Genomic DNA, 15,020 nt, shown 5'->3' with positions numbered 1-15,020 from the left:
TATATATAAAAATATTATCTTGACAGAATATATCTATTGGTTTAAATTAATTTTTGTTAAATTAAATAAGTATTTAAAATTTTTTAATTATTTTTTTATAAAAAAATATATTTATTACTTTTAATAAAAATTATTCATTTCATGAAAAATTTTATATCCTTTCAATAAAAAATTAATTATTTATAAAATATAAAAATATTTTAAAAATTTATATAATTAATTAAAAATTAATATTTTAAATAATTAAGTTTTTGTTTACAATAAATTAAATTTTTTAAAAAATTTAATTATTTATTTATAAACTTATTTTTGTGATTTTTTAATAATATGAAAAAAAAATATAATCCAAAATATATAGAATATTCTATTTATAAAAAATGGAAAAAATATGGTTTTTTTAAACCAAATAATAATATTAATAAAAAAAATTATTGTATTATAATGCCTCCTCCAAATATAACTGGAAGTTTACATTTAGGACATGCCTTTCAACATACTATAATGGATATTTTAATAAGATATAATAGAATGAAAGGAAAAAATACATTATGGCAATCAGGATTAGATCATGCGGGTATTGCAACACAAATGATTGTAGAAAAAAAAATTTTATCTGAAGAAAATAAAAATAGAAAAGATTTTAATCGTGAAGAATTAATTAATAAAATTTGGCAATGGAAAAAATATGCAAGTAAATTAATTTATTATCAAATGAAAAGATTAGGTAATTCTATAGATTATAATAAAAAAAGATTTACTATGGATAAAGATTTTTCTTATTCTGTTAAAAAAACATTTATAAAACTTTATAAAAAAAATTTAATTTATAAAAAAAAAAGATTAGTTAATTGGGATATAAGTTTAAAAACTGCAATATCTGATTTAGAAGTAGAAAATAAAGAATTAAAAGGATGGATGTGGTATTTAAAATATCCATTAGAAAAAAATCTTTATACAAAAGATAAATTAAATTATTTAGTAATAGCTACAACTAGACCAGAAACTATTTTAGGTGATGTTGCAGTAGCAGTTAATCCTAATGATAATCGTTATAAAAATTTAATAGGAAAAAAAGTAATTATTCCATTAATAAATAAAAAAATACCCATAATTTCAGATAATTATGCAGATATTAATAAAGGTACTGGATGTGTTAAAATTACACCAGCACATGATTTTAATGATTATGAAATTAGTCAAAAACATAATTTACCTATGATATCTATATTTACTATAGATGGTAATATTAGAAATATACCAAAAATGTTTAATTCAAAAGGAATTTTAGATTCTAATTTAAAATATAAAATTCCTAATTTTCTTTCTGGATTAAATAGATTTAAAGCAAGAAATAAAATTATTAAAAAATTAAAAGAAATTAATTTATTAGAAAAAAAAATACAAAGTAATATTATGGTCCCATATGGTGATAGAAGTAATTCTATAATTGAACCCATGTTAAGTGATCAATGGTATTTAAAAACAAAATCATTATCAAAATTAGCTATTGAAGTAGTTAAAAATAATAAAATTAATTTTATTCCGAATAAATATAAAAAAATTTATTTTCAATGGATGAATAATATAAAAGATTGGTGTATTTCTCGTCAATTATGGTGGGGACATAGAATACCAGCATGGAATGATATTAAAGGAAATGTATATGTGGGATTTAATGAATTAGAAATTAGAAAAAAATATAAAATTAATAAAAATGTTATTCTCATACAAGATGAAGATGTATTAGATACTTGGTTTTCTTCTGGAATATGGTCTATTGCATCTCTTGGTTGGCCAAAAAAATCTAAATATTTTAATTCTTTTTATCCAACTAACGTTATAGTTAGTGGATTTGATATTATATTTTTTTGGATATCTAGAATGATTATGTTAAGTATATATTTAAATAAAAATAATAAAAAAAAAGTACAAATTCCTTTTAAAAATGTATTTATTACAGGTTTAATTCGTGATGAAAAAGGAGAAAAAATGTCAAAAACTAAAGGAAATGTTATAGATCCTTTAGATATGATTGATGGAATTTCTTTAAAAGATCTTATTTTAAAAAGAACTAATTATATGATGAAACCTACATTAGAAAATAAAATACGTCAACAAACTATTAAAAAATTTCCTAATGGAATTAAAGAATATGGAACAGATGCATTAAGATTTACTTTAACTACTTTAGCATGTACAGGTAAAGATATTAAATGGGACATGAATAGATTAGAAGGATATAAAAATTTTTGTAATAAAATTTGGAATGCTAGTTTATTTATATTAAATATTTTAAAAAATCAAAATAATTTTAAATATTCAAAAATAAATAAATTATCTTTAATAGATAAATGGATATTAATAGAACATAATAAATTAATAAAAGATTTTAGAAATGAAATTGATAATTATAGATTTGATTTAGCTGCAAATATTTTATATAATTTTATATGGAATAAATTTTGTAATAAATATTTAGAATATAGTAAATTAATTTTAAAACAAAATAAAAAAAAATATATAAATAATAGTATATATAATACATTTTTAAATGTTTTTGAATCTTTATTAAGATTATCTCATCCTATTATTCCATTTATTACAGAATTTATATGGAAAAAAATAAAATCTTATATGTACATTACAGGAAATAATATTTTTTTAGAAAAATATCCAAAATATTCTAATAAATTAAAAAATAAAAAAATTTTAAAAAATTTTTATTATATTCAAAAAATTATAGATTCAATACGTAAAATAAGAAAAAAAATTCAAATTTCTTTTAAAATAAAAATAAAATTAATAGTAAAAAATTATACAAAAGATATTTATGATATTATAAATAATAATATAAATATAATATTATGTATTTGTAATATAAAAAAAATAATTTTTTTAGAAAAAAATATAATAGAACCAGCATGTATTTTAGAATCAATAAAAAATACTGATTTACTTGTACCAATAAAAAAATTAATAAATAAAAATATTGAACTTAATCGTATAAACAAAGAAATAAATTATATTAATAATAAAATATCTATAATAAAAAATAAATTTTTAGAAAAACATTTTATTAAAAAAATTAATAAAAATTTTTTTAAAAAAGAAAAATATAAATTAAAAAAATATATTTTTACAAAAAAAAAATTAAAAAAATATAAATTAATTATATTAAATTTATAATTTTTAAAAAAAAATTAAAAAATATATTAAAAATATTTTTAATTTATTAAGTATTTATTAAAAATAAGTTTTTATTAAAATAATTTATATAAAATATTATTATGAATTTTAAAAAATTTATTCAAAATTTAAATAAACCTCAAAAGGAAGCCGTAACAACTTCTTCTAAAAATATACTTATATTAGCTGGAGCAGGGAGTGGAAAAACTAGAGTTTTAATATATAGAATTGCATGGCTTTTATTAAAAAAAAAAATATCACCTAAATCTATTATAGCAGTAACATTTACAAATAAAGCTGTTAATGAAATAAAAAATAGAATAAAAAAATTATTAGGATATGATAAAAAAGAAATGTGGATAGGAACATTTCATGGATTATCCTATAGAATTTTAAAAACTTATTATAAAGAAGCGAATTTAAATAAATATTTTCAAATAATTAGTCAAGAAGAACAATTAAAATTAATAAAAAAAATTATGTGCGATTTAAATATTAATGAAAAAAAATATTCTTATCGTCATGTAATTAATTATATTAATAAACAAAAAAATTTAGGAATAAGACCAAAAGATATATTATTTAATAATTCTTCAGAACATGTATGGTATAAAATATATAATTCTTATCAAAAATTTTGCAATATTTCTGGATTAATAGATTTTTCTGAATTAATTTTACGTATTTATGAATTATGGAAAAATAAACCTTATATATTAAAAAATTATCATAAAAAATTTAAATATTTATTAATAGATGAATTTCAAGATACTAATTCAATTCAATATTCATGGATTAAAATGATATCTAATAAAAATACTAATACAATGATTGTTGGTGATGACGATCAATCTATATATGGATGGAGAGGAGCTAGACCAGATAATATAAATAATATTGTTAAAGATTTTTCAAAATTAAAAATAATTAGATTAGAACAAAATTATAGATCAACAAATTATATTATTCAAGCTGCTAATAATTTAATATCAAATAATAAAAGTCGTTTTAAAAAAAAATTATGGACAAATAGTAATAATGGAGAATTAATTTCTGTATATTGTGCATCTAATGAAATAGAAGAAGCTAAATTTGTAGCAAATTCTATTAAAAATAGCAAAAAATCTGGAAAAAATTTAAATAATTTTGCAATTCTTTATAGAAAAAATTTGCAATCAAGAATTATAGAAGAAATTTTATTTAAAAAAAAATTATCATATAATATATATGGAGGAATAAGTTTTTTTGATAGAAAAGAAATAAAAGATTCATCTGCTTATTTACGTTTAATTGTTAATAGAAATGATAATTATGCATTTGAAAGAATAATTAATACTCCTTCAAGAGGTATAGGTAAAAATACATTAAATTTAATTAAAAAAATATCAAATAAATATAATTTAACATTTTGGGATTCTAGTAAAATAATTTTATCAAAAAAATTAATTTTAAAAAAAACGTTTTCTTCATTATATAATTTTATTAAATTAATAAATCATTTAGATAAAAAAACATTAAATATACCACTTCATATTAAAGTAAAAAAAATTATTAAAGGTTCTGGTTTATGGGATTTTTATTATAAAAAAAATGAAATTATTGGAAATGAAAAAATAGATAACATAAAAGAATTTATTAATTCAACTTATGAATATAATTATATTTCAGATAAAATAGATCCTATACAATTATTTTTATCAAATTCCATATTAAATGATATAAATCGTGATAAAAAAAATTCTCAAGATTCAATAAAATTAATGACTTTACATTCTGCTAAAGGATTAGAATTTAAAGAAGTTTTTATTATTGGTATGGAAGAGGGAATTTTTCCTTCAGAAACTTTTATAAATAAAAATGAAAATATAGAAGAAGAAAGAAGATTAGCTTATGTTGGAATAACTAGAGCTATGAAAAAATTAACAATAACTTATTCTATTTATAGAAATGTATATGGAAAAAAAAATTTCCAAAAACCCTCTAGATTTATTAATGAATTACCAAAAAAATATTTAAAAAATATAAATATATCTTATAAAAAATGTGTTTATTTAAAAAATAAAAAAATAAATATATATAATAATGAAAAAAATAATAAATTTAAAATAGGATCAAAAATTAATCATTCTATTTTTGGTAATGGTTTTTTAATTCAAAAAGAAAATCGTGGAAATAATATATACTTAAAAATTTCTTTTAAAGAATATGGAATAAAATGGATTTTATCAACTTATGTAAATATTTTAAATTTTTAAAAAAAAATAAAATATTTAATAATATTAACTTTTTATAAAATTTTAAATATTTATATTTTATTAGTATATAATATATACTATTAAATTTATTTAAAAATAAAATATAAATTTTATTATAAATAAATTTTTTATAAAATAAATTATTTTTAATTTTTGGAAAAATGAAATGTATGATTAATGCATTTAAATTAAATAAAAAAAAATTATTAAAATTAACTTCTATTAAATATGATTTTTTAAAAAAATCTTTATGGATAGATCTTATTAAACCTAGTAATAAAGAAAGAGAAAAAATAAATATTACATTAGGACAAAAATTAACTACTAGTTTTGAACTAGAAAATATAGAATCTTCTGCAAGATTTTTTGAAGATTCAGAAGGATTGCATATTCATTCATTATTTTTTTATTCAGATTCTTCTGTGCATTTTGGTAATTCTACTGTTGCTTTTACAATAAGTAAAAATATATTATATACTTTAAGAGAAAGAGAATTACCAACATTCAGTATTTATCAATTAAAAAATGAATCTTTAATAGATGGAAATGCATATGAAATATTTCTTAATATATTTGAAATTAAAATAGAACAACTTGCTGATAAAATAGAAAACTTATATAATTCGTTAGAATCATTAAGTATATTTATTATGAATGGAACTAATACACAAGAAAATTATAATAAAGCATTATCAAAATTATCTGTTTTAGAAGATATTAGTTGGAAAGTTAGATTATGTTTAGTAGATACACAAAGAGCTATTAAATTTATTATTCGTAAATCTAAGTTACCAACTTCTTATCATAAACTTTCTAAAGAAATATTAAGAGATGTTGAATCATTATTATCACATAATGAATCTTTATTACAAAAATTTAATTTTTTAATGCAATCAGCTATGGGATTTATAAATATAGAGCAAAGTCGTATAATTAAAATATTTTCTGTAGTTTCAGTAATATTTTTACCTCCTACTCTTATTGCTTCAAGTTATGGAATGAACTTTAAGTTTATACCAGAACTTAATTGGATTTTAGGATATCCATTTGCTATTATTCTTATGATTTTTACTGGATTATTACCTTATTTATATTTTAAAATAAAAAAATGGTTATAGTTTTTATATAAATTTAAAAATTTATATAAAAAATAAATAAATTTCTTTATAAATATTATTTTTATTAAAAAATAATATTTATAAATTTTTTTAAAAATTTTATTTATTTAATAATTTATATGATTTATATAAAATATTTTTTAAATTTAATCCAAATTCTTCATAAATTTCTTGAAAAGGAGCAGATTTTCCAAATCTATCAATTCCAATAACATAACCATCTAATCCTACATATTTATACCAAAAATCAGATGAACCAGCTTCTATAGAAATACGTTTTTTAATATTAGGTGGAAGAACTAAATTTTTATATTTTATATCTTGCATATCAAAAATTTGAGTAGAAGGAAAAGATACAACTCTAACATTATATCCTTCATTTTTTAAAATTTTATATGCTTTAACGGCTAATTCAACTTCTGATCCTGTAGATATAAAAATTATATCTGGAATATTTTTACAATCTTTTAATATATATCCACCTTTATAAATATTTAATAAAGTGTTATTGGATCTTTTTTGATGAGAAGTAATTTGTCTTGAAAATATTAAAGCTGTTGGATTATTAGATTTAATTGCTTCTTTCCAAGCTATGGCTGTTTCAACTTGATCACAAGGTCTCCATGTAACAATATTTGGTATAATTCTTAAACTAGATATTTGTTCTATTGGTTGATGTGTAGGACCATCTTCTCCTAATCCTATAGAATCATGAGTATAAATCATAATATGTTTTAATTTCATTAAAGATGACATACGTACTGCATTACGAGCATATTCCATAAATACTAAAAAAGTAGATGTATATGGTATAAAACCATTATAAGCAGAAATTCCATTAGCAATTGCAGTCATAGCAAATTCTCTAACTCCATAATGTATATAATTTCCTTCTGGAAATTTTGCTATAGATTTAGATGTTGATGAAAATGTTAAATTACTTGGAGTTAAATCTGCTGAACCTCCAATAAGTTCTGGAAAAATTTTAGAAAAAAAGTTTAAAGATTTTTGTGAAGCATGTCTAGTAGAAATATTTAAAAATTCTTTTTGTAATTTTTTTATAAATTTATTAGTTTTAATTTCCCAATTATTTGGTAAATCTCCTATAATTCTACGTTTAAATTCTTTTGATAATTTAGGATATATTTTTTTATATTCTTTATATTTTATTTTCCATAAATTTTCTTTATTTTGCCCACATTTTGATGCATTCCAAGCATGTAATATATTATTTGGAATAATAAATTTAGAATAATTCCAATTAAGATTTTTTCTTATAAGTTTTATTTCTTCTTTACCCAAAGGAGATCCATGAGATTCATGAGTATTAGATTTATTAGGAGATCCAAAAGCAATTATAGTTTTACATATTATTAATGAAGGTTTATTTGATATTTTAATAGAATTTTTAATAGCTTTACTAATAGATAAACTATCATGTCCATCTACATTAGATATTACATGCCAACCATATGATTCAAAACGCATTTTTGTATTATCATTAAACCATTCTTTAACATTACCGTCTATAGATATACCATTATCATCATAAAATGCTATTAATTTTCCAAGCTTTAATGTACCTGCTAAGGAAGCTGCTTCATGAGAAATTCCTTCCATCATACATCCATCACCAAGAAAAACATAAGTTTTATGATTAATTATTTCATAGTTTGGTTTATTAAATTGTGCAGATAATGTTTTTTCTGCAATTGCAAATCCTACAGCATTAGCAAATCCTTGACCTAATGGACCAGTAGTTATTTCTATTCCTAATTTTTTATTAAATTCAGGATGTCCAGGAGTTTTCGAATTAAATTGACGAAATTTTTTAATATCTTTTATAGAAATATTATATCCAGTAAGATATAATATACTATATAATAACATTGATGCATGACCATTAGATAAAACAAATCTATCTCTATTAATCCATTTAGGATTATTAGGATTATGATTCATATAATCTCGCCATAAAACTTCTGCTATATCAGCCATTCCCATAGGGGCTCCTGGATGTCCAGAATTAGATTTTTGTATAGCATCAATAGTTAATATTCTAATAGTATCAGCAAGAATTTTTTTAGAAATCATTTATATTTCTCCAATTTTTATGTTATAAATAAATATTTATAATTTTAATTATAAAATTATTTATAATATAAATATATATTTTATATTTTAATTTTTTAATAAAAATTTTTTATAAAATTATATTAATATTTAATAAATTAAATTTTATTTTATATATAAATTTATATTTTTATTATAAATAATTAAAATATTATAAATTTAATTAATAACTTTAATTTAAAAATTTTAAAAACTTAATATACGAGATATAAATATGTTTATAGTAATTTTTGGTCAAAATGAATGTCCATATTGTATTTATGCTAAAATTTTAGCTAAAAAATTAGTAAAAGAAAAAAAATTTAGTTATAAATTTATTGATATAAAAAAAAAAAAAATATCTAAAAATGATTTATCTAAAACTATTGGTAAAATAATTAATACTGTTCCACAAATTTTTATTAATAAAAAATATATAGGAGGTTTTGAAGATTTTAAAAAATATATAAAAAATAATATATAAATTTTTTAAATTTATTAAAATTTTAATTCTGTTTTTACATAAGAATAATATATAGGAGCTGCTATTAATCCACTTAAACCAAAAATTTCTTTAAAAATAATCATAATTAATAAAAGTTCCCATGATTTTGAATTAATTTTATTTCCAATTATTTTAACATTTAAAAAATATTCTAATTTATGAATAAAAATTAAATAAATTAACATAATAAAACTTACTTTAACAGATGTATATAAAGATATAAATATAATAATAATATTAGAAATAATATTTCCAATAATTGGTATTAATCCAAAAATAAAAGTTATTAAAATTAAAAAATTTTTATAAATTAAATTTATTCCAAAAATTGGAAAAAATACTATTATAATAATAGATGTTAATAAAGTATTAATGATAGATATTTTAATTTGAGATATAATAACATTTTTAAATGCAATAGATAAATTATTTAATCTTTTTAAACATTGTATTTTTAAATAATTATTTGAATTATAATTTATATTAGTAGATATTATTAATCCAATAATAAAACCTATAAATATATTAAATATTATATGAAAAAAATTTTGTATAAAATATTTAGTATTATATATATTTTTTTTTATTAAAAATAAAAAATATTTTTTTAAAATATAAACTTCTTTTAAATATATATTAGGTATATTATATATAATTTTTTCATATATATAAGATAAAAAATTATCTATATTTTTTATTTTAATAAATTTAATTAAATTAATATAAATAAATATTTTATATATTAATAATATAATAATTATTAAAAAAATTAAAATAATAATAAATATTATAATGTATCTAGATATTTTTTTATTAATTAATGGTTCAAGAAAACGAGAAAATAAAATAATAAATTCATATGTTAAAAATCCAGAAATAAAACAAGGAAATAAATTTAAAATAAATATTAAAATCATAAAAATTGTTATTAATAAATAAGAAATAATTCTTATTTGAAAATGATTAAAAAACATTTGTTATCCTTTTAATAAGAATTAAATATTTAATTTTTAAATTAATTTATTTATAAAACTTTTTTAAAAATTTATATAAAAATATTTATAATTTTATAATTTATTTATATAAAAAATATTAAAAATTAAATAATTATTAAATATTTTTATTTAAAAAATATAATTTTTATATTAAAAACTTTTAAAATAAAATAATAATATTTGTATTATATAAAATTATATATAAAATATAATATTATAAAATTTTAATTAAAATTTTTTATATTTTTTTTTTAATAAAAAAATTAATTAATATTAATTTTTTGTTTTTAATATAATATTTAAATTTTTTATATTTTTTTATTTTAATTAAAATAAAAAAAATATTTAAAAAATATAAAATTAATTAAAAATTATATATACAAAAAAAATCGTAAAAATAATTATGATATGATAATTATTTATTTTATAATAAAATTTATAATAATTATTTTTAATTAAAAAATATTTTATAATTATATTATTTAAATAATTAAATTTAATTTAAAATAATTTATTAATAAATAAAAAAATAAAATAAATATTTTTAATAATTTATTAAAAATTTATAAAAAAATAAAAAATTATAATAAATTATTTTTTTTTAAAAAATTATTATATATTTTATAATTATATATATCTTAATACTTTAATTTTTATAAAATTTATTTATATTTTTTATAAAAATTTAATAAAATTATAATTATTAAAATTTTATATATAATTTTAATTAAAAAATATATTATAAAATAATAATTAATAAAATTTTATTAAAAATTGTTAAAAAGTTAAAATTTATTTAAAAAAATATTTTAAACTTTAAAAAATTAAAGGAAAAAAATGAAAAACGATAAAATTTATTTAACTCGCGCTATAGAGTTAGCAAAAAAAGGTCGTTTTACTACTTCACCTAATCCTATGGTAGGATGTGTTATTGTTAATAATAATAAAATTGTTGGTGAAGGATATCATTTTTATCCTGGAGAAAATCATGCAGAAATAAATGCATTAAAAATGTCTAATAAATTATCTATTGGAGCTACTGCTTATATTAACCTTGAACCATGTTTTCATTATGGAAAAACTCCACCTTGTGTACAAGCTTTAGTATCTTCTGGTATATCTAGAGTTGTTTTTTCAATTTTAGATCCTAATCCAAAAGTATCTGGAAAAAGTTTTAATTATTTAAAAAAAATAGGAATAGATGTATCATATGGTTTAATGAAAGAAGAATCAGAAGATTTAAATAAATTTTTTATAAAAAAAATGACTACTGGATTTCCATGGATAAGTTTAAAATTAGCAACATCTTTAGATGGAAGAATTGCATTAAAAAATGGATCAAGTAAATGGATTACTTCTACAGAATCTAGAAATGATGTACAATTATATAGAGCAAAAAATGATGCAATTTTATCTACTTCATCAACAATTATTAAAGATAATCCATTACTTACAGTAAGAAAAAATTCTTTACCATTAAAAATTCAAAAATTATATAAAAATTCTTTTTTTAAACAACCTATTAGAATTATTATTGATAGTTCTAATAGAATAAATCCAAAATATAAAATTTTTAAAAATTATGGAAAAATATTATTAATTCATCTTTTATTAGATAATCATAAATGGTTAAGAAATGTAAAACAAATAATAATTCCTAAATATGTTAAAAATAAAAATTTTAATTATATTGATATAATATATTTATTTAAATATCTTGGATCTAAAAATATTAATAGTGTTTGGATAGAATCAGGATCAAATTTTGCTGGTAATTTAATAAAATTAAAAATAATAGATGAATTAATTTTATATCAATCACCTAAATTATTAGGTAGTGATTCTTATCCATTATTTAAAATAAAAGGATTATTAAATATAAATAAAGCTCCTAAATTTAATATTATTAATTTTAAAAAAATAGGGGAAGATATAAGATTTAAATTAAAACCAATATATAAAAAATAATTAAATAAAAATAAAAAATTTAAAAATAAAGGATAAATAATGAAAATTATTGAAGGAAAAATTTTATCTCCAAAATCAAAAATAGCAATTGTAGTTTCAAGATTTAATAAATCTATTAATAATAATTTACTTGATGGAGCATTAAATACTTTAAAAAGAGTTGGACAAGTTAAAGATGATAATATTACTATTGTATGGGTTCCTGGAGCTTATGAAATTCCATTAATTGTTAATATTCTAAGTTTAAAAAAATTTGATGCTATTATAGCATTAGCTACTATTATTAAAGGAAATACATCACATTTTGAATTTATTTCTAGTTCATGTAGTTCAGAAATATCTTCTATATCAATAAAAAATTCATTACCTATAATATTTGGAATATTAACTACTAATAATATTGAACAAGCAATAGAACGTTCAGGAACAAAATTAGGAAATAAAGGAATAGATGCAGCATTAAGTGCATTAGAATCTATTAATATTATTAAATACATAAAAAATATATAATTTTATATAAGGAAAAAAATATATTGAATTTATCTCCTCGTCATCAAGCAAGAAAAAAAGCTGTACAAGCTCTTTATGCATTAGAGGTATCCAAAAATGATATATATTCTATTGAAAATTTTTTTCTAAAAAAAAAAAATATGAAATATGTTGATATTAATTATTTTAGTGAATTATATTTAAAAGTAGCTTTTAACTTTAAATTTTTAGATAAACTTATGATTCCGTATTTATCTCGTCCTATAGAAAATATAGGATACATAGAATCTGCAATATTACGTATTGCATTATATGAACTTTGTAAAAAAAAGGAAATACCATATAAGGTTATCATAAATGAAGCAATAAAACTTACAAAATCTTTTGGTCCAACTGAAAGTTATAAATTTGTAAATGCTGTATTAGACAAAGTTTGTAAAAAAATAAGATTTAAATAAAAAATTTATTTAAAAAAATGATTAAATTTTAAAATTATATATAATATTATTATTAATAATATTAAATTATATTTTTTTTATAAAAATGTTAAATTTTTAATTTATTTTTATTAATTTTTTTTATTTTTATAAATTAATAAAAAAATAAAAATTATTTTAATTATAAAAAATTTTAAATATAAATATTTTTATATAATTTTATTATTTTAATATTTAAATTTTTATTTAAAATAAAAATATTTATATTAATTGATATTTTAATTTTTTTAAAAAAATATTATTAAATTTTTATAAAAATTTAAATATTTATTTATATAAAAAATATATTTTTATATAAATAAATATTTAATAAAATTTTAAATAATTTTTAAAATTAAAATTTTTTATATAATAAAATTTTAATATTTATTAAAATTTTATTATATAAAATACTATAAAAATATTTTTTATTGAAGGTGTTTAAATTAAAATGTTTGAAATTTTATCTAATCAATTAATTAAATCTTTTAAAAAAATAAGAGATTATGGAAGGTTAACAGAAAAAAATATTAAAAATACATTACATGAAATAAAAATAGCATTATTAAATGCTGATGTTTCAATTTTTGTTATAAAACATTTAATATTTTGTATAAAAAAAAAAGCATTAGGAAAAAAAATTAATAAAAGTTTTACTCCAGGTCAAGAATTAATTAAAATAGTTTTTTATGAATTAATTAATTTAATGGAAGATTGTAAAAATAATTTAAATTTATTTCATAAAATTCCATCAATAATATTAGTAGTAGGTTTACAAGGAGTTGGAAAAACTACTTTTGTTAACAAATTAAGTAAATTTATTGTTAAAAATAAAAAAAAAAAAGTTTTAGTAGTTTCTACAGATATTTATAGACCAGCAGCTATTAAACAATTAGAAATTTTATCAAAAAATACAAATATAGATTTTTTTATATCAAATAATAAACAAAATCCCATTGATATAATAAAAAAAGCAATTGTATTTTCTAAAAAAAATTTTTATGAAGTATTAATTATTGATACTGCTGGAAGATTACATACAAATAATTCTATGATGAAAGAATTATCTAATATTTATAAAATTTCTAAACCAAATGAAACATTATTAGTTGTAGATGGAATGACTGGTCAAGATGCTATTAATAGCACAAAAATATTTAATAAATATATTGAAATAACAGGAATAACACTTACAAAAATGGATGGAGATGCAAGAGGTGGAGCAGCTCTTTCTATGAAATATGTTACAAATAAACCTATTAAGTTTATTTCTTATGGTGAAGATTATTCTAGTTTAGAAGTTTTTAATGCAAAAAAAATAGCTAAACGTATTTTAGATATGAATGATACTTTATCATTAATTAATGATATAGAAAAAAATATTAATATAAATAAAATAAAATTATTAAAAAATAAAATAAAAAAAGGAAATAATTTTTCTATTACAGAATTTCTTGATCAAATAAAACAAATAAAAAATGTAGGAAATATAAAAAAAATTTTTAAAAGAATACCTAATTTTAAAAATTTATATAAAAATATGAATTCTTCTTTAATTGATGATAAAATGATTATTTATGCAGAATCTATAATAAATTCTATGACAATTGAAGAAAGAAATAAACCTAATATTATCAAAGGATCTAGAAAAAAAAGAATTGCATATGGATCAGGATTAAAAATACAAGATGTTAATAAGTTTCTTAAAAATTTTGAAGAAACTAAAAGAGTTATGAAAAAAATAAAAAAAATAGGCATAATTAAAATTATGAGAAATATTGGTGGAATGATTCCTTTTAATTTTAAAAAAAAATAATTAAAATATTAATTTTATAAATAAAAAATAAAGTAAATAAATATATTTTTTTTATTATTATTTTATAATTTTAAATTTTTAATTTTAAAAATATTTTTTA

Annotated in this window: 10 protein-coding genes; 8 read left to right on the top strand and 2 right to left on the bottom strand. The window is 16.5% G+C overall.

Going from position 1 to position 15,020, the window contains the following annotated elements; translation table 11 throughout:
• Positions 1-327 precede the first annotated feature (327 nt).
• The 3 genes from AB4W47_RS00570 to corA all read left to right on the top strand — a co-directional run bounded on the left by AB4W47_RS00570 (position 328) and on the right by corA (position 6,559).
• On the top strand, positions 328-3,186 hold the full coding sequence (locus AB4W47_RS00570; RefSeq protein ID WP_367670702.1) for a valine--tRNA ligase: 2,859 nt from the start codon (positions 328-330) through the stop codon (positions 3,184-3,186).
• Between the two features lie 101 nt (positions 3,187-3,287).
• Positions 3,288-5,441 (top strand): UvrD-helicase domain-containing protein, encoded by a 2,154-nt coding sequence (locus AB4W47_RS00565; protein ID WP_367670701.1) that lies wholly within the window; start codon positions 3,288-3,290, stop codon positions 5,439-5,441.
• A 170-nt stretch (positions 5,442-5,611) separates the two neighbouring features.
• Complete coding sequence (corA, locus tag AB4W47_RS00560) at positions 5,612-6,559, top strand: magnesium/cobalt transporter CorA (protein WP_367670769.1); 948 nt, start codon at positions 5,612-5,614, stop codon at positions 6,557-6,559.
• A gap of 99 nt (positions 6,560-6,658) precedes the next feature.
• On the opposite strand, the gene tkt is transcribed toward corA, so the two are convergent.
• The gene (tkt, locus tag AB4W47_RS00555) at positions 6,659-8,653 is read right to left on the bottom strand and encodes a transketolase (protein ID WP_367670700.1); all 1,995 of its coding nucleotides are present in this window, start codon (positions 8,651-8,653) and stop codon (positions 6,659-6,661) included.
• A gap of 253 nt (positions 8,654-8,906) precedes the next feature.
• Between tkt and AB4W47_RS00550 the strand changes: the two genes are divergently transcribed.
• Positions 8,907-9,155, top strand: a complete 249-nt coding sequence (locus AB4W47_RS00550; RefSeq protein ID WP_367670699.1) for a GrxA family glutaredoxin — start codon at positions 8,907-8,909, stop codon at positions 9,153-9,155.
• Positions 9,156-9,169: 14 nt separating this feature from the next.
• Here the strand turns inward: AB4W47_RS00550 and AB4W47_RS00545 are convergent, their stop codons facing one another.
• The gene (locus tag AB4W47_RS00545; RefSeq protein ID WP_367670698.1) at positions 9,170-10,150 is read right to left on the bottom strand and encodes a hypothetical protein; all 981 of its coding nucleotides are present in this window, start codon (positions 10,148-10,150) and stop codon (positions 9,170-9,172) included.
• An 858-nt stretch (positions 10,151-11,008) separates the two neighbouring features.
• On the opposite strand from AB4W47_RS00545, the gene ribD reads away from it, so the two are divergent.
• The 4 genes from ribD (at position 11,009) to ffh (ending at position 14,920) form a co-directional block, all read left to right on the top strand.
• Entirely contained in the window at positions 11,009-12,139 is a 1,131-nt protein-coding gene (gene ribD, locus AB4W47_RS00540; RefSeq protein ID WP_367670697.1) for a bifunctional diaminohydroxyphosphoribosylaminopyrimidine deaminase/5-amino-6-(5-phosphoribosylamino)uracil reductase RibD, read from the top strand.
• 39 nt (positions 12,140-12,178) lie between these two features.
• Positions 12,179-12,649 (top strand): 6,7-dimethyl-8-ribityllumazine synthase, encoded by a 471-nt coding sequence (gene ribE, locus AB4W47_RS00535; RefSeq protein WP_367670696.1) that lies wholly within the window; start codon positions 12,179-12,181, stop codon positions 12,647-12,649.
• 23 nt (positions 12,650-12,672) lie between these two features.
• Positions 12,673-13,086: a transcription antitermination factor NusB gene (gene nusB / locus AB4W47_RS00530; protein WP_367670695.1), complete on the top strand. Its 414-nt coding sequence runs from the start codon at positions 12,673-12,675 to the stop codon at positions 13,084-13,086.
• 469 nt (positions 13,087-13,555) lie between these two features.
• On the top strand, positions 13,556-14,920 hold the full coding sequence (ffh, locus tag AB4W47_RS00525) for a signal recognition particle protein (RefSeq protein WP_367670694.1): 1,365 nt from the start codon (positions 13,556-13,558) through the stop codon (positions 14,918-14,920).
• Positions 14,921-15,020 lie beyond the last annotated feature (100 nt).

Origin of the sequence: Sodalis-like secondary symbiont of Drepanosiphum platanoidis, assembly GCF_964059955.1 — a bacterium.
GTDB lineage: Bacteria > Pseudomonadota > Gammaproteobacteria > Enterobacterales > Enterobacteriaceae.
This window is presented reverse-complemented; position numbering and strand designations above follow the sequence as displayed.